Annotated in this window: 28 protein-coding genes and 1 pseudogene; 14 read left to right on the top strand and 15 right to left on the bottom strand. The window is 70.0% G+C overall.

Features of this window, described 5'->3' with window-relative positions; all coding sequences use genetic code 11:
* Positions 1 to 92: 92 nt before the first annotated feature.
* From NFU81_RS08240 to NFU81_RS08230, 3 genes are all read left to right on the top strand, one after another.
* A complete protein-coding gene (locus NFU81_RS08240; RefSeq protein WP_251486714.1) occupies positions 93 to 542 on the top strand; it encodes a helix-turn-helix domain-containing protein in 450 nt (149 codons plus the stop codon).
* A complete protein-coding gene (locus NFU81_RS08235) occupies positions 539 to 1,078 on the top strand; it encodes a hypothetical protein (protein ID WP_251486711.1) in 540 nt (179 codons plus the stop codon). The genes NFU81_RS08240 and NFU81_RS08235 overlap by 4 nt, the downstream gene beginning before the upstream one ends.
* Positions 1,079 to 1,236: 158 nt before the next feature.
* Entirely contained in the window at positions 1,237 to 1,599 is a 363-nt protein-coding gene (locus tag NFU81_RS08230) for a DUF2516 family protein (RefSeq protein WP_251486707.1), read from the top strand.
* Between the two features lie 22 nt (positions 1,600 to 1,621).
* Here NFU81_RS08230 and NFU81_RS08225 read toward each other — a convergent pair whose 3' ends face one another.
* A complete protein-coding gene (locus NFU81_RS08225; RefSeq protein WP_251486704.1) occupies positions 1,622 to 2,920 on the bottom strand; it encodes a PP2C family protein-serine/threonine phosphatase in 1,299 nt (432 codons plus the stop codon).
* A 372-nt stretch (positions 2,921 to 3,292) separates the two neighbouring features.
* Positions 3,293 to 4,084, bottom strand: a complete 792-nt coding sequence (locus tag NFU81_RS08220; RefSeq protein ID WP_251486701.1) for a class I SAM-dependent methyltransferase — start codon at positions 4,082 to 4,084, stop codon at positions 3,293 to 3,295.
* 205 nt (positions 4,085 to 4,289) lie between these two features.
* Between NFU81_RS08220 and mshA the strand changes: the two genes are divergently transcribed.
* Positions 4,290 to 5,651 (top strand): D-inositol-3-phosphate glycosyltransferase, encoded by a 1,362-nt coding sequence (gene mshA / locus NFU81_RS08215; protein ID WP_422665164.1) that lies wholly within the window; start codon positions 4,290 to 4,292, stop codon positions 5,649 to 5,651.
* Entirely contained in the window at positions 5,644 to 6,237 is a 594-nt protein-coding gene (locus NFU81_RS08210; RefSeq protein WP_251486698.1) for a type III secretion system chaperone family protein, read from the top strand. The genes mshA and NFU81_RS08210 overlap by 8 nt, the downstream gene beginning before the upstream one ends.
* 88 nt (positions 6,238 to 6,325) lie before the next feature.
* On the opposite strand, the gene NFU81_RS08205 is transcribed toward NFU81_RS08210, so the two are convergent.
* The gene (locus NFU81_RS08205; protein ID WP_251486695.1) at positions 6,326 to 7,579 is read right to left on the bottom strand and encodes an MDR family MFS transporter; all 1,254 of its coding nucleotides are present in this window, start codon (positions 7,577 to 7,579) and stop codon (positions 6,326 to 6,328) included.
* Positions 7,580 to 7,676: 97 nt separating this feature from the next.
* Between NFU81_RS08205 and NFU81_RS08200 the strand changes: the two genes are divergently transcribed.
* Positions 7,677 to 8,435 (top strand): phosphoglyceromutase, encoded by a 759-nt coding sequence (locus NFU81_RS08200; protein WP_251486692.1) that lies wholly within the window; start codon positions 7,677 to 7,679, stop codon positions 8,433 to 8,435.
* Between the two features lie 702 nt (positions 8,436 to 9,137).
* On the opposite strand, the gene NFU81_RS08195 is transcribed toward NFU81_RS08200, so the two are convergent.
* The 10 genes from NFU81_RS08195 to NFU81_RS08150 all read right to left on the bottom strand — a co-directional run bounded on the left by NFU81_RS08195 (position 9,138) and on the right by NFU81_RS08150 (position 16,430).
* The gene (locus tag NFU81_RS08195; protein ID WP_251486689.1) at positions 9,138 to 10,382 is read right to left on the bottom strand and encodes a tyrosine-type recombinase/integrase; all 1,245 of its coding nucleotides are present in this window, start codon (positions 10,380 to 10,382) and stop codon (positions 9,138 to 9,140) included.
* The gene (locus tag NFU81_RS08190) at positions 10,382 to 10,621 is read right to left on the bottom strand and encodes a helix-turn-helix domain-containing protein (protein WP_251486686.1); all 240 of its coding nucleotides are present in this window, start codon (positions 10,619 to 10,621) and stop codon (positions 10,382 to 10,384) included. Before NFU81_RS08190 ends, NFU81_RS08195 begins: the two co-directional genes overlap by 1 nt.
* The gene (locus tag NFU81_RS08185) at positions 10,614 to 11,882 is read right to left on the bottom strand and encodes a replication initiator (protein WP_251486683.1); all 1,269 of its coding nucleotides are present in this window, start codon (positions 11,880 to 11,882) and stop codon (positions 10,614 to 10,616) included. Before NFU81_RS08185 ends, NFU81_RS08190 begins: the two co-directional genes overlap by 8 nt.
* 159 nt (positions 11,883 to 12,041) lie before the next feature.
* Positions 12,042 to 12,332, bottom strand: coding sequence for a hypothetical protein (locus NFU81_RS08180; protein WP_251486680.1), 291 nt, complete (start codon positions 12,330 to 12,332; stop codon positions 12,042 to 12,044).
* A gap of 24 nt (positions 12,333 to 12,356) precedes the next feature.
* Positions 12,357 to 12,551 (bottom strand): hypothetical protein, encoded by a 195-nt coding sequence (locus NFU81_RS08175; RefSeq protein ID WP_251486676.1) that lies wholly within the window; start codon positions 12,549 to 12,551, stop codon positions 12,357 to 12,359.
* Positions 12,552 to 12,567: 16 nt separating this feature from the next.
* The gene (locus tag NFU81_RS08170) at positions 12,568 to 12,759 is read right to left on the bottom strand and encodes a mobile element transfer protein (protein WP_251486674.1); all 192 of its coding nucleotides are present in this window, start codon (positions 12,757 to 12,759) and stop codon (positions 12,568 to 12,570) included.
* A 336-nt stretch (positions 12,760 to 13,095) separates the two neighbouring features.
* On the bottom strand, positions 13,096 to 13,665 hold the full coding sequence (locus NFU81_RS08165; RefSeq protein ID WP_251486671.1) for a DUF2637 domain-containing protein: 570 nt from the start codon (positions 13,663 to 13,665) through the stop codon (positions 13,096 to 13,098).
* Between the two features lie 65 nt (positions 13,666 to 13,730).
* Positions 13,731 to 15,098: an FtsK/SpoIIIE domain-containing protein gene (locus tag NFU81_RS08160; protein WP_251486669.1), complete on the bottom strand. Its 1,368-nt coding sequence runs from the start codon at positions 15,096 to 15,098 to the stop codon at positions 13,731 to 13,733.
* A gap of 5 nt (positions 15,099 to 15,103) precedes the next feature.
* Positions 15,104 to 15,454, bottom strand: a complete 351-nt coding sequence (locus tag NFU81_RS08155; RefSeq protein ID WP_251486668.1) for an SCO3933 family regulatory protein — start codon at positions 15,452 to 15,454, stop codon at positions 15,104 to 15,106.
* Between the two features lie 187 nt (positions 15,455 to 15,641).
* Complete coding sequence (locus NFU81_RS08150; RefSeq protein ID WP_251486665.1) at positions 15,642 to 16,430, bottom strand: GntR family transcriptional regulator; 789 nt, start codon at positions 16,428 to 16,430, stop codon at positions 15,642 to 15,644.
* Between the two features lie 106 nt (positions 16,431 to 16,536).
* Here NFU81_RS08150 and NFU81_RS08145 point away from each other — a divergent pair, with 106 nt between their 5' ends.
* From NFU81_RS08145 to NFU81_RS08125, 5 genes are all read left to right on the top strand, one after another.
* Positions 16,537 to 16,944: an NUDIX hydrolase gene (locus tag NFU81_RS08145; RefSeq protein WP_251486883.1), complete on the top strand. Its 408-nt coding sequence runs from the start codon at positions 16,537 to 16,539 to the stop codon at positions 16,942 to 16,944.
* 46 nt (positions 16,945 to 16,990) lie between these two features.
* Entirely contained in the window at positions 16,991 to 17,416 is a 426-nt protein-coding gene (locus tag NFU81_RS08140; protein ID WP_251486663.1) for an ATP-binding protein, read from the top strand.
* Entirely contained in the window at positions 17,413 to 17,661 is a 249-nt protein-coding gene (locus NFU81_RS08135) for a hypothetical protein (protein WP_251486661.1), read from the top strand. Before NFU81_RS08140 ends, NFU81_RS08135 begins: the two co-directional genes overlap by 4 nt.
* A gap of 3 nt (positions 17,662 to 17,664) precedes the next feature.
* Positions 17,665 to 18,186: a DUF6907 domain-containing protein gene (locus tag NFU81_RS08130; protein ID WP_251486659.1), complete on the top strand. Its 522-nt coding sequence runs from the start codon at positions 17,665 to 17,667 to the stop codon at positions 18,184 to 18,186.
* 619 nt (positions 18,187 to 18,805) lie between these two features.
* Positions 18,806 to 19,087: a hypothetical protein gene (locus tag NFU81_RS08125; RefSeq protein ID WP_251486657.1), complete on the top strand. Its 282-nt coding sequence runs from the start codon at positions 18,806 to 18,808 to the stop codon at positions 19,085 to 19,087.
* Positions 19,088 to 19,504: 417 nt separating this feature from the next.
* Here the strand turns inward: NFU81_RS08125 and NFU81_RS08120 are convergent, their stop codons facing one another.
* Together NFU81_RS08120 and NFU81_RS08115 are read right to left on the bottom strand one after the other, a co-directional pair.
* On the bottom strand, positions 19,505 to 20,041 hold the full coding sequence (locus NFU81_RS08120; protein WP_251486654.1) for a hypothetical protein: 537 nt from the start codon (positions 20,039 to 20,041) through the stop codon (positions 19,505 to 19,507).
* Between the two features lie 221 nt (positions 20,042 to 20,262).
* On the bottom strand, positions 20,263 to 20,421 hold the full coding sequence (locus tag NFU81_RS08115; protein WP_251486651.1) for a hypothetical protein: 159 nt from the start codon (positions 20,419 to 20,421) through the stop codon (positions 20,263 to 20,265).
* Positions 20,422 to 20,854: 433 nt separating this feature from the next.
* On the opposite strand from NFU81_RS08115, the gene NFU81_RS41095 reads away from it, so the two are divergent.
* The 3 genes and pseudogenes from NFU81_RS41095 to NFU81_RS08100 form a co-directional block, all read left to right on the top strand.
* A complete protein-coding gene (locus NFU81_RS41095; protein WP_340188946.1) occupies positions 20,855 to 21,436 on the top strand; it encodes a TRADD-N-associated membrane domain-containing protein in 582 nt (193 codons plus the stop codon).
* Positions 21,437 to 21,594: 158 nt separating this feature from the next.
* Complete coding sequence (locus NFU81_RS08105) at positions 21,595 to 22,008, top strand: SCO4402 family protein (RefSeq protein ID WP_251486645.1); 414 nt, start codon at positions 21,595 to 21,597, stop codon at positions 22,006 to 22,008.
* 465 nt (positions 22,009 to 22,473) lie between these two features.
* A pseudogene (locus tag NFU81_RS08100) lies at positions 22,474 to 22,605 on the top strand (DNA mismatch repair protein MutT); the annotation flags it as partial.
* Positions 22,606 to 22,821 lie beyond the last annotated feature (216 nt).

The following is a 22,821-nucleotide window of genomic DNA, read 5'->3' as shown; positions in this document are numbered from 1 at the left end:
CCGGGGCCGCGAACCCCTCCCCCGAGACATCCGTTTGCCAGCTGCAAGCGATGTGCTTGCAAAAGTTAGCGCGCTGGTGCACTCTCGTACGTATGGCGTCACTGAAGGTCGGCAACGTCGGCGAGTACCTGCGGGAGCAGCGGCGCAGCGCGCAGCTGAGTCTGCGGCAACTGGCGGAGGCGGCCGGTGTGTCGAATCCGTATCTGAGCCAGATCGAGCGCGGGCTGCGGAAGCCTAGTGCCGAGATTCTGCAGCAGCTTGCCAAGGCGCTGCGGATCTCCGCCGAGACGCTGTATGTCCAGGCGGGGATGCTCGACGCGCGGGAGCGGGACGAGCTGGAGGTGCCGGCGGCGATCTTGACGGACCCGTCGATCAACGAGCGGCAGAAGCAGGTGCTCATCCAGATCTACGAGTCCTTCCGCAAGGAGAACGCCGCCGCGGGGGAGTCGCGGGCGGCCGAGGACGCAGAGGCAGAAGCAGAGGAAGAGGAGGCGGACCGCCGCGGGCGGCCCACCCCCGTACGGGAGGAAACCGGACCATGACGATCACCGACGACATCGTGAAGAGCCTGCGCAACCCGACCCCGCTGTACGCGGTCGCCGGGACCGCGGACCTCGCCGCCGAGAAGCTGCGCGAGGTGCCGGGGCTGTTCGTGAAGCTCAGGGAGCAGGCTCCCGAGCAGATCGAGAAGATCAAGAGCACCGACCCGAAGGCCGTGCAGGGCAAGGTCAGCGCGGGCGCCAAGGACGCGCAGGCGAAGCTCACGGAGACCTACCGCGAGATCGACCTCAAGGCGTTCAAGGAGATGCCCGACTTCAAGAAGCTCGGCGAGTCGGTGCAGGACCTGGCGCTGCAGGGCGTCGGCGTGGCCACCGGCTACGCGGTGAAGGCCCGCGAGACGTACGACGAGCTGGCCGTGCGCGGCAAGGGCGCCGTCGCGAGCTGGCGCGGCGAGAGCGGCGAGCAGAACGGCAAGGCCCCCGAGATCGCCGCCGAGGCGAAGGCCAAGCCCGCCGCCCCGCGCAAGGCGCCGGCCCGCAAGCCCGCCGCGAAGAAGGCCGACAAGCCGGCCGAGTAGGCGAAACTGCCGGCCCTGCGCGGTGTGCCGGGCAGGAGAGCGGGCAGGACACACGGGCCGGGCACGCATCGCGCGCCCGGCCCGTTGTAGGTCTACGACCGGTACGGTGGCAGCGCCGGCCGACGGCGGACGGCGGACGACAAAGGCGGGTGGACGGCGTGCTGACCACACAGATCCTGGGAGTGCAGGCCCTGATTTCGTGGGGGCTCTTCCTCTTCGCGACGTTCGCGTTCGTCGACGCGGCACTGCACCGCGAGGACGCCTATCGCGCGGCGAGCAAGAACAACAAGGGCTTCTGGCTGATCATCCTCGGCGTCTGCGCCTTGGTGATGAAGTTCTTCCCGATCATGACGTTCCTGCCGGTGATCGGCGTGGTCGCGGTGATCGTCTACATGGTGGACGTGCGTCCCGCGGTCCGCGAGGTGAGCGGCCGCCGCGGCGGCGCCGCCCGCCGGCTGCGCGGCCGCAACAGCGGCAGCAGCAGCGACGGGCCGTACGGCCCGTACAACGGCAGGCGCTGAGCCCTGACGAGCCGCGTACGCGCTACGGCTCCAGCCCGGTCCGCTCCAGCAGCACGACCGCCACGTCGTCGGTGAGCTCGCCGCCGTTCAGCTCGCGCACCTCGGTGACGGCGGCGTCCAGCAGCGCGTCGCCGTGCAGGCCCGCGGCCAGCAGCCGGGAGACCAGCCGGACCATGCCGTCCTGCTCCAGCCGCTGCGTGCCCACCCCGATCCGGCCCTCGATCAGGCCGTCGGTGTAGAGCATCAGCCGCCATTCGCCGTCCAGCGCGACCGGCACCCGCTGCCATTCGGCGACCGTGTCGGGCAGCAGACCGAGCGCCGGGCCGCCGTCCTCGTGGGGCAGCAGCCGCGGCACCCTGCCAGGTCCCGCCAGCAGCGGCGCCGGGTGGCCGGCCAGGTGGAGCTCGGCGCTGCAGCCGTCGGGCGCGATGTCCAGGGTGCAGAGCGTCGCGAAGATCTCGTCGTCGGCCCGTTCGTGGACCAGCACCTGCTGGAGCGTGCGCAGCAGGGCGTCGCCGCCGAGCCCCGCGAAGGTCAGCGCGCGCCAGGCGATGCGCAGCTCCACGCCGAGGGCCGCCGCGTCCGGGCCGTGGCCGCAGACGTCGCCGATCATCGCGTGCACCACGCCGTCGGAGGTGCGGACGGTGTCGTAGAAGTCGCCGCCGAGCAGGGCGCGGCTGCGGCCCGGGCGGTAGTGGGCGGCGAAGCGCAGGCCCGCGCCCTCCAGCAGCGGTGTGGGCAGCAGGCCGCGTTCCAGCCTGCGGTTCTCCTGGGCCAGCAGCCGGGTCTCGGTGAGCTTGCGCAGCGCGAGGTCGGCGCGTTTGCGCTCGACGGCGTAGCGCACCGCCCGGGTGATGCTGCCGGCGTCGACGTCGCTGCGGGCCAGGTGGTCCTGGGCGCCGACGCGGACGGCCTCGGCCGCGCTGCCGTCGTCGGCGCCGTCGGTCAGCACCAGGACGGCGGTGCCGGGGGCGACCCGCAGCATGTGCCGTACGCCTTCCAGCGCGTCGGGCAGGTCGAGCAGGATGCAGTGCACGTCGTCGGTGAGCAGCCGGCCCGCCGCGGTGAGGTTGCCGGCCCGCAGGATGCGGATACGGGGGCCGCCGCCGTCCTGGAACCAGGGCGCGGTGAAGGCGCCGGTCGGGTCGTCACCGACGACCAGCAGGTTGAGGGCGGGCGGCCCGTCGGCGGTGTCCTGGCGCTGGCGCGGCAGGCTCACCGCGGGCGTGCCCGCGGCCTCCGGCGCTGCGGCGGTGGCGGCCGCCTCCGCCCCGGGATCGGAGCCCGAGGGCCGTTCGGTGCCGCGCTTGGCAGCGGACATCAAGCGACTCCTTTCCGGTCCCCTGAATGATTCGAGGTCTTTCCTTTGCCTTGCTTTGCCACCCCTGGTCTGAGAGACCCTAGTGGCTGAACCCGACGTGACGGGAGAGCCGCAGGGAAACCGTCAGCGTCATATGCGGTGGCCAGGGCGGGATTTCGCCCCCGATGTGGGGATCCGCACATGACACACATCACGCTCCCGCACTGCAACCGTGGGGGCGATTCGGCCCTTTTGCGGACTTGGAGAGGGACTTGGGGAGGGACCTGAACAGGGACCTGGACAGGGACCCGGATGGGAACTCGGCGGACCTGGAGGGGGACTTGAGCGACGGCGCGGAGGCGCCTCGGGCGGCCCCGCGGGCACTCGCGGACCTCAGCGCGGCGCCAGCGCCTCCCACGCCACCGTGACCTCGCCCTGCCGCCAGCGCGCCGGGCCGTCCAGCACCGGCCAGCCGTCCGCCCGCAGCGTGCGCACCGCCGCGATCCAGCGCTGCCGCGCGCCCAGCGCCGACAGCGGGGCCGCCGCGGCCCACGCCCGGTCGAAGGCGGTGAGGAACGCGTGCACCGGCTCGCCCGGCACGTTGCGGTGGATCAGCGCCTTCGGCAGCCGCTCGGCCAGGTCGGAGGGGCGGTGCAGGGACCCCAGCCGGGTGGCGAAGGTGACCGTGCGCGGGCCTTCGGGGCCGAGCGCCACCCACACGTGCCGCCGCCCGATCTCGTCGCAGGTGCCCTCGACCAGCAACCCGCCGGGCGCGAGCCTGGCGGTCAGCCGCCGCCACACCGCGGGGACCTCGTCCTCGGCGTACTGCCGCAGCACGTTCGCCGCCCTGATCAGCACCGGCCGCCGCCCGCCGGGCAGCGGCACCTCGAAGCCGCCGCGGACGAAGCGCAGCCCGTCGCGGGTATAGGGGAGGGCGGCGGTCACCCGGTCCTGGTCGATCTCGACGCCGACCACCTCCGCCGCGTCGCACACCCGGCGCAGCCGCGCGAGCAGCTCGACGGCGGTCCAGGGCGCGGCCCCGTAGCCGAGGTCGACCGCGAGCGGGTCGTCGGCCCGCCGCAGCTGCGGGCCGTGGGTGGCGGCGATCCAGCGGTCCATCCGGCGCAGCCGGTTCGGGTTGGTCGTCCCCCTGGTCACCACCCCGACCGCCCGCTCACCACCCATGCGGCGAGGGTAACCGGGTTCGGCCGGCCCGCGGCGGGCAGGCGGCGGGAAGGCAGGGGCCAGCCCCGGGCGGCCCCGGGAGGACGCTCCCGGTGCGGCACTGTCCAGCGATTTCGTCACGCTTCGGCAAAGCCGGAAATGGAACCCCGTCTTCCGGTGTTCGCACTTGTTGAGCGCGGGGGTACGGCTGCCGGAAGGAACGAAGGTGACCCAGCACACGTCCCGGTTCGGCGGGCTGCGCGACGCCGCCGGTGCGGCTGCCGCCGCATACCGTCCGCACCGCAGGCGGGGCGGGCGGCGGGTGCGGCGGGTCGCGATGCTGAGCGTCCACACCTCGCCGCTGCACCAGCCGGGCACCGGCGACGCCGGCGGCATGAACGTGTACATCGTCGAGCTGGCCAAACGGCTGGCCCAGCGCGACATCGAGGTCGAGATCTTCACCCGGTCGACCACCGGCGCCCGCCGCCCCTGCGTCGAGCTGGCGCCCGGCGTCCTGGTCCGGCACGTGGACGCCGGGCCGTACGAGGGGCTGGCCAAGGAGGAGCTGCCCGCGCAGCTGTGCGCCTTCACCCACGGCCTGATGCAGGCCTGGGCCGGGCAGGGTCCGGGGCACTACGACCTGGTCCACTCGCACTACTGGCTGTCGGGCCACGTCGGCTGGCTGGCCGCCGAGCGCTGGGGCGTGCCCCTGGTGCACGCCATGCACACCATGGCCAAGGTCAAGAACGCCGCGCTCGCCGAGGACGACGCCCCAGAGCCCGCCGCCCGCGTCATCGGCGAGACCCAGGTGGTCGCCGCGGCCGACCGGCTGATCGCCAACACCGACGAGGAGGCGGGCGAGCTGGTCCGGCACTACGCCGCCGCCCCCGGCAAGGTCGCCGTCGTCCACCCCGGCGTCAACCTCGACCGCTTCCGGCCGGGCGCGGGCCGCGCCGCCGCCCGCGCCCGCCTCGGCCTGCCGCAGGACGCGCTGATCCCGCTCTTCGCCGGCCGGATACAGCCCCTGAAGGCCCCCGACGTGCTGCTGCGGGCGGTCGCCGTGCTGCTCGACGAGGACCCGGCGCTGCGCGACCGGCTGGTCGTGCCGGTCGTCGGCGGCCCGTCGGGCACGGGCCTGGCCAAGCCGGAGGCCCTGCACAAGCTGGCGGCCAGGCTCGGCGTGTCCGACGTCGTACGCTTCCAGCCGCCGGTGGACCAGGAGCGGCTGGCCGACTGGTACCGGGCGGCGACCGTGCTGGTGATGCCGTCCTACAGCGAGTCCTTCGGCCTGGTCGCGATCGAGGCGCAGGCCTGCGGCACCCCGGTGGTGGCGGCGGCGGTCGGCGGGCTGCCGGTCGCGGTGTGCGACGGGAGCACCGGCTTCCTGGTCCCCGGGCACGACCCGCGCGACTACGCCCGGGTGCTGCGCCGCTTCGTCGACCACCCGCTGCTGGGCGCCTCGCTCGGCGAGGCCGCCGCGGTGCACGCGCGCCGCTTCGGCTGGGACGCCTCGGCGGCGGACACCGCCGACGTGTACGCGGCAGCGCAGTTCGAGCGCCGCCGTCGCCTACGATCGGCCCATGGCTGAGCCCAGGGACGTGAACGGGGACCCGACCGCGGACGCGAGCGGCGACGGGAGCGGTGACGGGGGCGGCCAGGGCGCGAACGGCGCCCCCACGGACGCGGAGGCCGCCGCCGGCCGGGTCATCGAGCAGGTGCTGCGCGAGTCGGAGCTGACCTGGGAGTCGCCGCGCCAGGGCACGTACGTCACGCAACTGCCCGGCACCCGCAAGCTGTCGACCACCTGCCAGCTGATCGTCGGCCGCCACACCCTGTCGCTGAACGCCTTCGTCGTCCGCCGCCCCGACGAGAACCACGAGGCCTTCTACCGCTGGCTGCTGGAGCGCAACCTGCGGCTGTACGGCGTCACGTACGCCATCGACCACCTGGGCGACGTCTATCTGAGCGGCCGCCTGCCGCTGGCCGCGGTCACCCCCGAGGAGGTCGACCGGCTGCTCGGCGCGGTCCTGGAGAACTCCGACGGGTCCTTCAACGTCCTGCTGGAGCTGGGGTTCGCATCCTCGATCCGCAAGGAGTACGCCTGGCGGGTCTCGCGCGGCGAGTCGACCAAGAATCTGGCCGCGTTCGCGCATCTGACCAGCGACGACGTCTGACGAAACCGTTTACTGCGGTGGCTCGGCGCACCGGGGGCCGTGGCAGGCCGGCCCGCCGACCGCTGCCGTACGGCGTCGCGACGGGACCTCAGGCGACCGGGAGGTCGCGGCCGGCCTCCACCGGGACGGCCGGCTGGAGCGGGGCGGTGCGCGGGCGGAGCAGCAGGTAGTAGCCGGCGGCCGCCACCGTGCCGATGGCGGCGCAGCCCAGCCACACGGAGTCGCGCCCCAGGTACTGCAGGGCCAGGCCGCCGGCCAGCGGCCCCGCGAAGGCGGCAGCGGACCAGGCCAGGGTGAACATCCCCTGGTAGCGGCCGCGGGCGTGCGGCGGGGCGAGGTCGGCGACGACCGACATCGAGGCGGGCGCGTGCACGATCTCGCCCAGCGTCCAGATGACGACGGTCACCGCGTAGACGGCGACCGAGGTGGCGAAGACGGTGAGGCCGATGCCCCAGGCCAGCACCAGGGAGCCGGCGGCGAGCAGGACGCCGCTGCTGCGGCTGCGCAGGGCGCGGGTGACCGGCATCTGGAGCAGCACGATGACCACGCCGTTGACGGCGGCGACCAGGCCGAACTGCCGGGCGCTGAGCCCGTGCTGCCCCATGTCCACCGCGAGCGTGGAGCTCGCCTGCTGCATCACGGCGGCGAAGAGGAAGGTCAGGCCGGCCAGCGCCATGAAGCGCCGGTCGCGCATGACGTCCAGCAGCGTCGACGTCTCCGCCTTCTCGTGCGTGCCGCGGTCCGCGGGCGCCGCCGGCATCGTCTCCGCGGCCTTGGCGTAGACGACGAGCGCGCACAGCACGGTGGTGAAGGCGTCGCCGAGGAAGAGCCACAGATAGCCCTCGGCGGCGATGAAGCCGGCGGCGGCCGCGGAGACGCCGAAGCCGATGTTGATCGCCCAGTAGTTGAGGGAGAACGCGCGGACCCGGTCCGCGGCCGGCACCAGGTCGGCGATCATCGCGGACAGTGCGGGCCGTGAGGCGTTCCCGGTCAGGCCGACCAGGGTGGCCACGGCGGCGATGGCGAGGGGGTCGGTGACGAAGCCGAGGACGGCGGTGGTCACCGCCGCGCCGAGCTGCGCGGCCAGCAGCGTCGCCCGCCGCCCGACCCGGTCGGCCAGCACCCCGCCGAGCACCGCCCCCGCGGCCCCGCCGAGCCCGAACAGCGCGGCGACCAGTCCGGCGTACGCGGCGGAGTAGCCGCGCTGCACGGTGAGGTAGAGCGCGAGGAAGGTGACGACGAAGCCGCCCAGCCGGTTGACCAGCGTGCTCGTCCACAGCCACCAGAACTGCCGCGGCAGGCCGCCGGTCGTCTCGCGTACCGCTCGGCTGATCGCCGTCACGGGCTCCCCCTCGTTCTCTGTAACAGGCACATGTGCTCAGCGCATGTTACCGAGGCCGGTCGCGAGGTGCCACGGAGTTTCGATTAGGCTCGGAGACATGGCTGCTGCTGCGTACAAGCTGATCCTGCTCCGCCACGGCGAGAGCGAGTGGAACGCGAAGAACCTGTTCACCGGCTGGGTGGACGTGAATCTCAACGAAAAGGGCGAGAAGGAGGCGGTGCGCGGCGGCGAGCTGCTCAAGGACGCCGGGCTCCTCCCCGACGTGGTGCACACCTCACTGCAGAAGCGCGCGATCCGCACCGCGCAGCTCGCGCTGGAGGCCGCCGACCGCCACTGGATCCCGGTCCACCGCAGCTGGCGGCTCAACGAGCGCCACTACGGTGCGCTGCAGGGCAAGGACAAGGCGCAGACCCTCGCCGAGTTCGGCGAAGAGCAGTTCATGCTGTGGCGCCGCTCCTACGACACCCCGCCGCCGCCCCTTGAGGACGGCACCGAGTTCTCCCAGAGCGACGACCCGCGCTACGCGACGATCCCCCCGGAGCTGCGCCCGCGCACCGAGTGCCTCAAGGACGTCGTCGCCCGGATGCTCCCGTACTGGTACGACGCCATCGTCCCCGACCTGCTGACCGGCCGCACCGTCCTGGTCGCCGCCCACGGCAACTCGCTCCGCGCCCTGGTCAAGCACCTCGACGGCATCTCCGACGCGGACATCGCGTCCCTCAACATCCCCACGGGCATCCCCCTGTCCTACGACCTCGACGCCTCCTTCCGCCCCCTCACCCCGGGCGGCCGCTACCTCGACCCGGACGCGGCGGCGGCGGCGATCGAGGCAGTGAAGAACCAGGGCAAGAAGTAGTTCTTAGACGCCAACATGCCCCCTACCTGCGGGTTTGCCGCTAGGCAGGGGGCATAGTCACGGCCGGGGCCGTGTGTGGGCCGTCACGCGTGCTTGGGCCCCCGCCAGCGACGGATCCTTACGTCGAACAGCGTCAGCGCGCCAACCGTCAGGGCAGCCCACAGGGGAGCCCCTGCCCAGTACCCCAGGGCCACTTCGCCGAGACTGATACGTCCGAAGGGAGCTGGGCGGACGCTGACGTCGATACTCCAGTGGATCTGTGCCACGATAGACACCTCACTTGTGATAGCTGCTAGGTATGCAGGTGAGCAAAGGCCGCCCCGTCCGACCGGGGCGGCCTTCCTGCGTTATTGACCCTAGCCTTCTAACTCAGTGTCAGGCAAATGCCCAGGTGGTAATGGGTTGACGTTGTCAAGCCCTTTCTGGAGAGTGCTTGACAACGCCATCGCGAACCTCGGTGAAGTGAGCTTCCGGGTCTGCCTCATGGGGAGTCTGGCCTGCAACGTAGGGGGACAGGCGATGGTGAAGGGATTGGGATTCACGGATCGATTTGCTTCGAGGTGATTTGGTGCCCGCGATTTGGTCCCACAGGATCCGGGGAATTTGCATCCCGGGATTTCGCGGCTGGGGACGAATCTCTAGCTGTGATTTGGTCGTCTGTGATGCTGGGAAATCTGTCGCAACAGACTTTGGGTTCCCGGACTACGAAATGGTGTGGTCTTTGGAAGCGGTGAAAGCTGTTGAGATCGCCTTGCGCGTCCGCTCCTGGCTGCTCGGCATGAGGTGCGCGTACACCCGCAGGGTCAGGCCTGGGTCAGAGTGGCCCAGGTACTCGGCCAGCGCCTTGACGTTCTCGCCAGCGTCCAGCAGGACCGAGGCGTAGAAGTGCCGCAGCGCATGCATCCCGTGCTCGCGCGCAGAGGCGTACTCCGCACCCTTCTTACGTGCCGGGATGACCCCAGCCGCAGCCAGCGCCGGCTTCCACGCGTCAGGGTTGAACGAGCTGCGCCAGACGTGCCCACCCATCGGCCCGGTGAAGAGGAGCTTCCTGGTCACCAGCGGCCCACCCGCCACCTTCCACGGCAGCGTGATGTCCACCGGCGGGAACCGCTTCATGTGTGCCCGTAAGGCATCCGCCACGGGGCCGGGCAGCGGCACGTCCCGGAGCTTGCCACCCTTCGGCGGGGCGAACACCGCCTTGCTCCGGCTGAGCTTGAGCTGCTGCACCACGTGCACGGTGTCCGTGTCGAAGTCGATCGCATCCACTGTGATGCCCAGAATCTCACCCTGCCTCAGCCCGCACCCGGCTCCCAGGTCCACGGTTGCCTGATACCGCTCCGGCAGAGCAGTCCGTACAGCGAAGACCCGCTCAGTCGTCCACGGGGTGACGCGCTTCACCTCGACTACGGGCGCCTTCACCGACCGTGCCGCGCAGGGATTCTTGGGCAGGTGCCCGTCGTCCACGGCAGCGCTGAGCACGCTGCGAACGTTGGAGTAGATCACCCGCGCGTACGACCCAGTGACGCCGGCCGCAGCCAGCTCACCCACCCAGTCCCGGATGTGCGCGGGCTGGAACGAGCCGAGCGGCCGGGAACCGATGTAGGGGAAGGCATGCAACCGGAGCTGGCTCTCCATGGAGAAGCCCGTGTTCGGGTCGGCCCCGTGGTTCTTGAGCCAGCGCTCCGCGTACTGCCGGAAGGTGACCCGACTCGCCTTGGGGTCGACGTACTGGCCCCGCTCCATGTCGGCCTTGGTCTGGGCGAGCCACGCTTCCGCGAGCCGCCGTTGCCGGTCGGGGAAGCTCTTGCTCTTCTCGGTGCCGTCCGGACCGACATAGCGGGCGCGGTACCGCAGCCCCGAGCCGTAGCGCTCGGTCTTGACCTTCCGGCTCTTGCCGTCCTGCCCGGCCTCGACCCGGTACCAGCGATCCTGAATGTGCCCGGCCATCAGGCGGCCACCCCCTCACGCTGGCAGTCCACCCAGGCCCGTACGTCGGCAGGGTCGAAGCGCAGGTGTCGGCCGACACGAAAGCCGCGGGGACCGGTCCGCTTGCGCCGCCACTGGTACACCGTCTCGACGCTGGGCAGCTCGAACATCTCCACCAGGTCCTCGGGCGTGAGGTACCGAGCGGGGAGGGCAGGCGATGCGTCGGCCGCCGCGGCCAGGTTCCGGCGTCGCTCAGCCATGGGTGGGTTCTCCTTCCGTTCCGGGGGCGGGTTCGAGCGATGCGGTGAGCCAGGCTTCGGCGAGGGTGAGGCCGGTGCCGGCGAAGACCCAGTGGGAGAGGACGTACGTCGTCTCTTCCGGGGTCTGCGGGGCCTGAGCGCGGCGGTACTCGGCGCGGGCGTCGCGGAGTGCACCGAGGGTGGTGGAGTAGCGGCGGGTCTTGGTGGAGAAGTGGCCGCGGAAGCCGAGCATGTGCGCCCAGGCGCGCAGACGGAGGTGTTCGAGGTCCTTGCGGGCGCCGAGGGTCCATGCGGTGCGGATCATCCGCTCGGCGTGGCCGGAGAGTTGGACGTGTGCGAGTTCGGCCAGGAAGCGGAGGGGGCGATCGAGGGTGCCGGTGGCCGTCTCGGCGCCCTTGGTGGCGTACTTGGCGATGTACGCGGCCACCGCACGGTCGGTGAGTTCTGAGCCGCGGAAGTCGTTGCCGCGGATGGTGCGGACGTCGAGTTGGCGCCCGAAGGTGAAGGTGTGGGTGCGACCGTGGACGGTCGGCCCGGTGACCCGGGCGGTTGAGGCGGCGGCGCGGATGGCGTCGGTGAGTAGGTCGGCGGTTGCCCAGGCGGGCGGCGGGGTGCTGCCGCCGTCCGGGCCGTCGAGGCGGATGACGGCGTGGAAGTGGACGGCGCCGCGTCGCTGGTACTCGGCCACCTTGGCGAACGAGACGCGGGCGTGCTGGCGGAAGGCGCGTTGGCTGAGTCCGGCCCGCTTGGCGATTTCGCGGCGCAGGTAGATGGTGAATCGCCGCCACAAGGCTCCGGCGTGGGCGTTCCAGAGCACGGCGGCTTCGTAGTCGTACGTGTCCGGGTCGAGTGGGGTGCCGAGTTCGGGGGAGTCGGCCGGGTGGGCGGTGCCGCAGCGGCAGCGGCCGGAGTCGGGGCGGTTGTGGACGGGGCCGAAGCCGGGTGCGGTGAAGGTGGCGAAGACGCGCGGGTGGTGGGCGACGTCCTCCGGGGTGCCCTTGCCGCCGCGCAGTCCGGCGGTGATGAGGTGGAAGGTGTCGCGGCGGTAGGTCTCGGCGCAGGCCGGGCAACGGGTCGTACGGCGGTTGTTGCACCGTACGAGCAGGTGGCCGGCGGCCATGCTTTCCGAGGCCATGTGGCGTAGGGCGGCGCCGATCTCTCCGGTGGCGGTGTCGAGGGCGTATTCGATGCGGTGGCCGTCGAGGCGGATCGGGTGGATGCAGCCGCCGAGGCCGGACAGCTGGCGGAGCAGCGCAGGCATCGTGCCCAGGGCGGCGAGGGTGGCGAGTTCGGGCAGCGGGGGCGGGGTGGCGCGGGTGATGATGGGGCTCCTTCACGGGCTGCGGTTCGTGGAGTTGGGCTGCCGGGGCGGCGGATGCTTGGCGGTATCAGTGCCGCCCCGGCAGTTCGGTGGAAGCGGTCAGCGCTGGCGCGGAGGCGTGAGCAGCGAGCGCAGGACCACGGCGACGACGGCGACTGAGACGGCCGCGACGGTGACGGCGACCAGGAGCGCGGTCAGGACGATGCCGACCGTGACGACGGCGGCGACTGCCCCGGCGGCGACGCCGAGCGCGGGGGCGGTGCGGCGTGCGGGAGTGGTCGGCTGGCAGTGGCAGGCGGGTGCATGAGCGTGCTGAGCGGGGACGGCCCGCGAGGGGGCGTGCGGCGCCGGAATGGCCGGGGCCTGCGGGTACTTGGGAGTCAGGGACACGGCGGACCTCTCTTGGCTACTCGTCTAGGTGTGTGTGCCGTTGACGATCTCGACGCCGTTGCGCGTGCTGTCGTCGATCGCGGGCGCGAGGAAGGTGTGGGCGAGGTAGAAACCGAACAGCGCGATGACGACGGCGACCCAGAGGCGGATGCCGAGGAACTTGATCGCGGCCCAGGCGATGATGCCGAGGACGGCGACCAGAGGCAGGCTGACGGTCACGGGTGGGCGAGTCCTTTCATCGGGCGGCGCATTGGTGGGTGCGGGCTGCCAGTTCGGCGGCGGCACGGGAGTCGTAGTCGGCGGAGAAGCCGCAGCGCGGGGCGGTGCAGGCGGCGGTGTGCTTCTCCTGGCCGCGCTGGTCGTAGGCGGTGCCGACTTGGACAGGGCCGATGCGGACGATGCTGCGGAAGCGGCGGTTAGCAGACATCGAGAACTCTCCTTTCCTGGGCCTTGGTTGTCGGGCTCTGGGCGTGGCGGTACACAGATCTCGTGCCTGGCAGCGTTCGGGGAGGGCTCTGAGCGAGTTGGGCGGGGGGAGTTCATGAGCGAGCGAGTGGGCCTATTGCTGACGGTCGTCTTCTGGAGTGCGTGCGCCGCTCTCGGCATGGCCGCTTTCCACTGGTGGGACCATGAGACGTGGCGTCAGGTGGCGCTCTTTCCTGTTGTCATGGTGTCGGCCGGGTTCTTCACGGAGCTGAGGCGACGACGCCGGGAGAAGCGTTCGGCGCCGCTGCCACCGCCACCCCCTTTGTGAGTTCTCCTCTCAGAGCTGGGCGGCGACGGCCTCGGCGAGGGGTGTGGTGACGCCAAGGCGGGCGCGGAGCGTTGGGGTGTCGATGGCTTGGCCGGTACGGGTGCGGTGGTCGGCGGCGACCTTGCGGGCGTGGGCGACCAGGGCAGCGGGAACGGCGGGGACGGGCAGTACGGGGGCCGGATCGCTGGTGACCGGCTCCGGGGAAGGCGCCTGCGGCGACGGACTGTGCGCGAGCAGCGTTCCGCCCAGGAAGGCGACGGCCGGCCATCCGGCGACGAGGATGCGGAGCCATGCCGGTACGGCGTGGACGTCGAGCAGTCCGGCCGTGGCGACGTTGGCGCCGAGGGACGCGGCCAGCGAGATGGCGAACCAGCACCAGGCCGCGCCCTTGGCCGTACCGGAGCGGAGCCGTCGCCACGCGGCGACGAGGAGCAGGTCGACGGAGACCGGGTAGGCCCAGGCTTTCCAACCGTGCTGGCCTGCGGCGTTGGCGATGTCGTGGAGGTGGGCGAAGGACAACGCGGCGGCGATGGCTGCTTGTACGAGCACCGCGTCGACGCGGACCAGGCGAGCGCGCACGCGCGAGACCTCCCTTCGGCTCGGGGCATGACGGGGTAGGGACGTGACGCTGTACGGGGGGGGGGTCAGCCGGTGACGGGGCGGAGCTTGGTCAGCAGATCGGGCCGGTGGGGCTGGGTGGCGGGCCGGAAAGGTTCCAGCGTCGGCAGGTCCGGTACGAGGTGCGCGGACGTGTCGCAGACGGTTGCCGCGTCGGCGAGGGACAGGTAGGGCGTGCGGATGCGGGTCCAGCCGCCGGAGGTGTCCCCGGCGACGGCGAGGCCGGGCCGATCGGGGACGATGGCGCAGGCGGCGCCCACTGCTTCAGGTGCGATGTCGCCGAGCGCCATCTTCGCGGAGGCTTCGTCGTTCACCCGGTGGCAGACACGGCCGGTGAGCTGGGCTCGGAGCATGGTCGCGCCCTTGCCGAGTTCGGCGCCGAAGCGCTGCCCGCAGACTTCCAGGTAGATGCCGGCGGCTCGACCGAGTTGAGCGAGCCGGATGAGGTGGGTGACCATCTCGTCCCGCCGTTCCTCGTCCTTCTTGGTGGCGACGAGGAAGAGTTCGGCCACCTCGTCCACGAACAGCACCACGGGCACGGGGCGTTCGGCATCGGGCAAGCCCCAGATGTCGGAGGTGATCTCCTCGTCGGGTGTCGAGCGGGCGATGCCCTGCCGGGTCTTGATCAGGTCGTAGCGCTCTTCCATCAGCCGGACCAGGACGGGCAGCAGTTCCGCCGCCTGCCCGGGGTCGGTGGCCAGGGCGGAGAGCCGGGCCGTGAACGGCGCCAGTTCCACGCCGCGCTTGCAGTCGATGCCGACCAGGGCGACGGGTTGAGGGGCGAGTCCTGCGATCAGGTGGCGCAGGTACATGGACTTGCCGGAGAGGGGCGCGCCGAGGGTGAGTTGGTGGGGTATCGCGCGGTAGTCCCGTACGAACGCGGTTGCGTCCTCCCGAAGCGCCACTGGGACCTTGAGGAAGCCGCCGGAGGTCTTGCGGGGCATGCGGACCTTGCGCAGGACGTCGAAGCCGACGAGCCGCAGTTCGACCACGCCGGGCTTGACCACGGAGACGTACACGGCGTGAACGCCCCACGCATGCCGAAGGCGTTCAGCCGAGGCGGCGACGTCGGCCGGCTCCTGGCCCGGCGCGAGCCGCAGCCGTATCCGCATGCCCGTCGAGGTCGGGCGGATGATCCCCCGCCGCGGAGGGACCGCCCGCACCTCCCGTCGAGTCGTCGCCCGCACCGCCAGCGCCCGTAAGCGTGACGGAGCCACGGTCAGCCCGCAGGCGTCCATGACGGACGTGTACGAGCCGAGCAGGCGGGCGGTCGAGAGGGGCAGGCCGACCATGGACCAGTACGCGGCCGGTTGTTCGGCCCGGAGGTAGGCGGCGCCACCGCCGACCGCGGCGAGGGGGCCACCCACCTCCATCAACGTCATCAGGTCCGGCATCAGGCTCAGGCCCCCGCCTGGACCGGGAAGGCGGCCGGGGTGACGGCGGCGGCGCGGAAGGCGATGCCGTGCCGCTGCTGCCCGTTGAAGGTGCTCTCCCACGGGCGGGCCACCAGCCCCGGCAGTGCGACGGGTCCGCCGAGGGTCAGGCCCTCGCTGACGCCGCTCTGCGGAACGGTGACCTTGAGGAGCGAGGACTCCCCGTCCTCGATGTGGACCACGCCGAGCGTCATCAGCGGCTCACCGCTGTTGGCGTCGGTGGCGATCTCGCCGGTCTGCCGGTCCTTGATCTTCGTCTCCGGAGCCTCGGTCAGCAGGATCGTCGCCGCCGAGGTCTCCACACGGATGGAACGCAACGCTTTCTCCTTCACACGTGACAGCTAGTCGTCTAGACAAGTGTCGCCCTGTGTACCCGAAGAACCGGGTACGCGAACCACTGTGCCACAGGACCCGGCTACTCGTCTAGATGAGCTTGCCCGTGAAGGCGTACGAGTCACGGGAGTTGGCCTGCCTCTGCCCGTGTCGCGACACCATCCACCCAGGTCACGTGGCCGGAAGCTGGTACGCGAGGACGTATGCGTCAGCGGCCATGACCGTGTCGCAGACCTCGACAGCGCGGCCCTCGGTGTCGAACGCTGTGCGGACGAGGTGGATCACGGGCACACCGGAAGCCAGCTGGAGCGTCTTGACCTCGCTCGGCGCGGGCATGCGGGCGCGGATCTCCTCCTCGAAGTGGTCGAGGCGGTGGCCCAGTTCTTCCAGGCGGGCGTAGATGCCGCCAGGTCCGGGGTTCGGCTCGGCGATCGGCGTCCCGCGGGCCAGGTCGAGGGGGAGGTAGGAGGTGGCGAACTCGACCGGGCGCCCGTCGAGGAGGTAGCGGCGGCGCCGGGCCAGCACGCGACGCGGACCCCCGAGCCGGGTGGCGACGTCCTGACTCGGCCGTTCTTCCTTGATCTCCAGGCTGTCGACGGTGGGGTGGCTGCCGGCAGCGTCGGCCTCCACGATGAACGCGGACTTGCCCTGCTCGCGGTGCCGGCGGGCGAACCGGTCCGAGGCCAGTCGCCGCACGGGCGGCCGGGGACGTACGAAGACGCCCTTGCCGTGCTCGGAGACCACCAGGCCCTCGCCCTGGAGGACGGACAAGGAGTTCCGTACGGTCATTCGCGAGACGCCGTAATGCTCGACCAACTCCGTCTCGGAGGGCAGCTTGTCGCCCTCGGCGAACTTGCCCTTGTCGATCGCCTCACGCAGCTGGTCGGCGATCTGGCGGAACACCGCTCGGTCGCTCGTCGGGTCCAGCGCCCCCAGGACGCCGGAGGGAAGAACGGGCATACGTACTCCTTTGGATATCTAGACGAGTGGCCGACCTTTGTTGCTACGGTGGGCAGCCTAGCCACCCGAGAGGATCAGGTCCGTGCCGATCGAGCGCCCGCACTCCGTGAGCGTCGCCGGAGTCATCATCGATGACGTCGGCCGCGCTCTGCTGATCAGGCGCCGCGACAACGGCCACTGGGAACCGCCGGGCGGAGTCCTGGAGGCGGGGGAGACCATCCCCGACGCACTCCAGCGCGAAGTGCTGGAGGAGACCGGCGTCAAGATCGCTGTCCCTGCCACCCTCACAGGCGTCTACAAGAACATGACCGGCCTGATCGTCTCCCTCGTCTTCCGCTGCGAGGCGATCGACGGCCAGCCCTCCACCGGTAAGGAGACCAGCGCCCTGCGCTGGGCCACCCGCGAGGAAGTCTCCGAACTCGCGGACGAGGCGTACGCGATCCGCGTGCTCGACGCCCTTGACGCGATGTCCCCGCCTGCCGTGCGTGCGCACGACGGCGTGAAACTCGTCTAGCTCCCACCATCGGTCCATGGCCGCCCACCAGCAGAAAGTAACTTGTATGCACGAGTATACGAGTAGTCCGCGAGTCTGGGGACTCAGTTGCCCAGGTTCACCCGAAGAAGTTGGCCGCGTACGCCGCTGGACCCGCGATGTCCTGCGCGATTCCCCGTGCGCGGACGACGCCGCGCTCATCGTCACGGAGCTGAGCGCGAATGCCGTGCTGCACACCGCCAGCGGGGACGGCGGCCCGGTTGGGGGAGCCTTCCACGTCAGCCTCGCCATCTCCGACGCGGTCGTGTCCATCTCGGTGACCGACTCCGGCGGTACGAAGACGGCGCCGACCGTCGAGCACCCCGGCGACGAGGCCACCCACGGCCGCGGCCTGACCATGGTCACCGCACTCGCCCACCAGGTCGAGACTCACGGCGACCAGCACGGCCACACCGTGACCGCCCACCTCACCCACGCTAAGGACGCCCGATGACCCCCGGCCAACCGTCGACGGCTGCGCCCACTACCCACAGCCTGTGGACGATCGCCCGCATCCAGAACACCTTGAGCAGCGAAGTCCTGATCCGCCGCTTCCTCCTGGACCTCACCCACGCCCCGGAGCACGAGGTCATGAACGTCTTCACGGCCTGGCAGGAGGTCGCCGCGACGATCGAGCAGCACTCGTCCGAGGCGCCGGCCTTACCCGCATCCATCCAACCGGCGACGGAAGGGCGATGACCCATGAGCGGAGCAACGAAGGAGCGCCCCAGCACGGAGCCGGGTGCAACGCGACAGGACGACGGCCAACCTCAGCCCGCACCATCAGCCGAGGCCCCGCCGACATGGACCATCACCACGACCACCGGCTACACCGCAGCCGGCTACCTGCCTCCGTGGGCCGAAGACGACCCAAGCGCCACCGACGTACCGCCCCAGTACTTCGCCACCGAGCTGGCCGACATTACACATCACCAGCCCTTCTCGGGTCTTGGCATGACCGTCTCCGTCACCGACGTTCCTGGCGCCGAGGCCGTCATCCTGAGCGGAAGCATCGACTGCGCCCCCTACAGCGAAGACCCCACGGCACGCCTGCCCGTGGTCAATCTCCAACTGGTCGACGACTACTGGCTCCACAACCTCGACCCCGACCAGCTGGCCGCCATCGCCACCCAACTCCGCACCCAGGCGGACCACCTCGACCACGAGGTGCGCCCCGCCCTCATCACAGCCCGCGAAGACTGGACGACCCATCACAACGCTTGACCACGAGCGCAGTCCAGGGCCTCGACCGCCACCAAGCTCCACAGCGGTCGGGGCCAACTTCATGCCCCCAGGGCACCGGCGACCGAGTAACAACCTTCTCTACGAGTTCAAGGCACCCGGCTCCGCTACCGCTCCGCCGGGCGCGCGTCCGGCGCTTGGCCGCGCCGTCGCTTCTGTCTCCGCCCCGCGCGGCACGGCCCGCACCGCGCGCGCCCGCGAGGGGGAGGCCTGCGGCATGAGGTGATCCCGCACAGCCGAGGTCACGACGATGCCTCCGGCGGGGGCGCTCCGGCTCCGAGATGGCCCCAACCCGCCGGCGTCTGCACGTTCATCGTGGTGAGCGGTGGGGGCTCCCATCCCACCTGCCATCGACTCGGGCAAGCCGAGCCGTCGTGGTTCAGGGCGTCAAGGTCGTTCGTCCAGCGGGGCGCTCCACCTTGACGCCCTGAACCACGCCCGCTCCACATACGTGCGGGCCGACGGCAGACGGGATGGGAAAGAGGAAGGGGGAGGGTGGCGGGCTTGCGTCGCCTTGGGATCACTACCTGGCTATCGTCGATGCAGGGGCTCAGCTTCCATGCCGCGCAACGCAGGCAACTTCAGTCACAGGGGGTGTCACATGGGGCGATTTACGCAGTGGCAGGTCGTTGCCCGACCACCACTTTCCAGCAACATTCTTGATCGCAAGAATCTGCACGGCTCTCGTGGCGATGCGATCATGGCCGCTGTCCGACTGGTATTCGGCACTCAGGAACCAACGTTGCAGCGGGATCGGGCCGCGGCATGGTCGGTTACGTGGAACCTCATGCAGCGCGGCCGCGCGTCTTACAGGGGGACGACATACAGCGTGACAGCGATTGACCCCATCTACTTCAAGGAGATGGAGGAAACCGACGAGTGATCCCACGACGAGGCGTTGCCCTGGATCTTGGGACCACTTTGGGACCACACGCTATGCGCGCAGCCGAACAACCCCAGGTCACGCGAACGACTGGTCGTGCCTCAGAAGGCTTCTGACCTGCTGAAACCCTTGAGCCTATGAGCTGGGGGTCAAGTGGGCTCTACCGCCAGCGTCGCAGTGCAATCGCGGCTCAGTCGATTATCCGTCTCCGCGAACTGTCGAAACCTGCCTCTACCTATTCAAGGCACCGGCCGCGCTACCGCTCCGCCGGGGCGCGCGTCCGGCACCGGCCGCGCCGTCGCTCATGTCTTCGCCCCGCTCGGCCCGGCCGGCGCCGCGCGCGCCCACTATGGGCTGGCCGGCGGCACTCACTCGCCCCATGGCAGCTCCCGCCCAAAGCCGCTCCACCGACCTTGGTCAAGGGCCCGACGTGCTTGCCAATACCTCTTGGGCTGCTTTCGTGAAGCGCTCGCGTGCTGCGTCCACCAGGCCGCTGGTGTGAACGTAGATGGCGACTCTCCCATCAAAGTCGAGTCCGAGCTGACGCATGCTGTCTGCTTTGCTGTGCTCAGCGTCGTAAACGGCCGCTGCTAGGTCTGCCATATGGGGCGGCCCAGTGATAGCGACGGCCGTGACTGCCTTCTTCAGCATGCCCAGTGCCCCGTTGCATGGCTCCCACAGAGCACGGTGATCCCCGCCTTCACTCCAGTCGGGTGCCAACCGAGCGGCGATAACCGGTCCCAGCGTCTCTGTGACATGGGTGGAAGCTTCCAGAACTGCCGCGAACGCCACTTGCCGCTGGCCCCTGAGCCAATGCCCAACGTCCACGATCTCTTGATCGTGGACCTGCCGTCGCTGCGCTCGACTCTGCACAAGAGCACCGCCGAGCGCTCCAAACAGCGTGCCAGCAATGCCCAGACCCGCAGCCCAAACCGCAGCATCCCCTTGGTCCATGACGCCATATTGCCGCGTCTTGTTGCGATAGAGCGCCGGAACGCGGTATCCGCGTTGATAGCTAGGCGGGGAACGCCTCGCCTGCCGGGCCGTCTCCGGGCCGTCCGAGGCCGCACGACGATGACCAGCGCTGACAACGGTCCACGGCTAAGCCGCAGGTCACGGCATTGATCGTTAGCAAGGTCCCAGGTCTGCGGAGGCTCACACCATTTCCAGAAGATCTAATCCGCGTCTCTGCGCGGGTAGGCGTCCCGAGTCGCGTAGTAGAGCACCGCCTTGCGCTTCTGAATCCCGTGGGTTCCACCCCATTCCTCCATCGCGACCTCTTGGCCCGGGCGCTTGACGCCCTCGACCCCTGCGGCGTCGTAGAAGAAGCTCATCCCGGGTATGATCCGGGCGCTTACCGAGCAGCCCGACTGACGGTAGGCGCGTCTGCTGCATGACCCCGCACCGAACGCTGAACATCCGCAATTTGCATGAACTGCGGCTCGGCGTTTGAACGCTCGCCCACTACCACGCCGTCGGCGCTACGCTGATGCCCCAACGCAGTGCGGCAGGAGGGGGATCGGGACGATCATGGCGGCCGAGGACGAGCGCGGAGTTGGGCGGCTCAACATTTCAGATCTGATCAAGAGGCTAGAGCAACTTGACCGGGATTTGGAGATTATTCGTTCGCGTCTGAGCCGAGATAACCGTTCTAGCCATCTTTCGCGGGAGGCTCGCAGCGAACTAGTGGGCGCCATGGCAACCGCGTCGAAAACTCGGCAGCGCTTGATAGCCCAATTAAACGCGCATAACTAAGGCGCTAGGAATATCGTCGTCACAGGTGACGGCAACGTTACGATCAACTCTGGTGAGATTGTTGGGAGTTTTCAGGAAAGCGCACCCCCTCTGATTTCTGCAGCTCAACCAGAGGCGCAACAGCTCACGACGACTGATCGGCGTTCGGAGTTCGTCTATGGCTCACTCGAAGACGAGCGCAAGGAAGCGAAGCTGGCGTTTTGGGTAAGCCTCGCCGTCACGGGGGTAGCAGCCGTCATCGCGCTGAGCGCATTCGGGATCGCCTTGTTCCAAGGTGGCAACCAGGGCATCAAGTGGGTGACGAGCTTCGTCTCAACCGCCGTTGCGATCGCTGGAGGTGTGTGGCATAAACAAGCCCGTGACGCCCGCACCAAGGTTTCCAACCATGTCGAGCGCATTGAAAAGCGGGTAGAGGTGGACGACCGCTACGAGAAGACTAATGCGCGGATCGATCGCATCCAAGACCCCCAGATGCGAGATCGGCTGAACGCCGCCGCTGCCATCGCAGATCTCGGGTTCCAGGCGGACCCGGACACCATCACCGACCGCGTGATTGGATCGTCCGCGTCAACGGTCAAATGCGGTCAGCGGTGAATCCTGCCGAGCCCTCCCAGGAGCGCCGTTCCACCAGGTCAGAGAGGGTTTACAGGCCCCAAGGCCACGTGATTCCCAAGCTCAGCGTCCACGCAGCGGAAGTACGGTCGTGCTGCTCGGTCAGTTCGTAGGTGGGGGTGGTCGCTACTCTCGATCGCGTGAGTGAGAGTAGCCAGCGCGTAGCGAACTTCCGAGTCCACCTCGTGCCGGCGGTCCTGGCCTTGGCCAACCCTCCGTGGCAACGGGACGTGTGGCTGGATCCGTCAACTTTCGAGGATCTGGACCACATCTTCCACACACTCTTCGATGATTTCTGCGACGCCGACCACCCAGATCGCTATCTCGGCATCAGCTTGAGGACCGAGGAAGAGGTCGATCTCGTGCGGCAGCTGGGTCGGGCACTCAACGCCGCCGAGGCCGAGGCCCCCAACGACACCGACGCGGAGTACCTCCAGGCAACCGCATGGCCGGAGGTTGTGGCCGTCGCCGGACGACTCGCGCAAGTCATGGTCGCGAACGATCTAGGCGAACTTGTCTCCGTACATGAAGCCAAGCCCACCGACGAGTCATAGCGTGAGTGATAGGAGCTGGCAGCCTGTTGCCGCCCCCGGACAGGCCGGAGGCTGACGGAAGCCGCGGCGTGGCCGAGGGAGGTGGGGGTGCGGCGAGGCATACGCGCGCCTCGTCGGTTGGCTGCCGCATCGTCGTGGCGGGCTGTCGTCGGCTGAGACTCAGGCGGACCGCTTCGGTGTAGCCCTGCATTGATCAACTCTGGGCCGTCTGTGGGCCGTGCGAGGGTGCTCGTGGGTGCCCGGAGACGACCAACGACGACGGCGGGGGAGTGGCAGGCAGGCGCCCTGAGCAGGGATGTCGCAGGCAGCCGCGTCGCCCCGCGAGAACCAGGGCAAGAAGTAGTTCTTCCGCTTTTCTATGCCCCCTGCCCGCGCCTCGGGGGATCGGTTCTGTGACCGTCGGCGGTCGTCGGATGATCTCCCGGTTCGTCACCGTGTCCGCGTGGGCGACTGCCCGCCCCGCCCGGAACGAGAGCTGACCCCCGCCACGTGATCGCCTGCACGGACGGCGAGGTCCGCCGCCAGTTCAACCTCTGCTTCACCGGCCGCATCACCGGCGGTGGATTGGCCATCTCCGACGAGTCCACCGAAGTCCGCCCCGCTCGGCATGGGCTGAGGCCGCGTAGTCCGGGTAAATGAGGTGCCTTGGCGGGGGCGCTCAGGCTCCGAGATGAGCCAGGCCCGGCTGGCAACTGCCAGTTCATCGTGGGAGGAGTGCGGGAGCTCCATTCCTGGAGGGGGTGCGGCTGAGCCACGGTATGGTGCGCGCCGGAGGTGGTCATCGATGTCTGCCAGGCCCCGGCGTTGGCACCA

Source organism: Actinacidiphila cocklensis (assembly GCF_907177275.1).
GTDB classification, from domain to species: domain Bacteria; phylum Actinomycetota; class Actinomycetes; order Streptomycetales; family Streptomycetaceae; genus Actinacidiphila; species Actinacidiphila cocklensis.
This window is presented reverse-complemented; position numbering and strand designations above follow the sequence as displayed.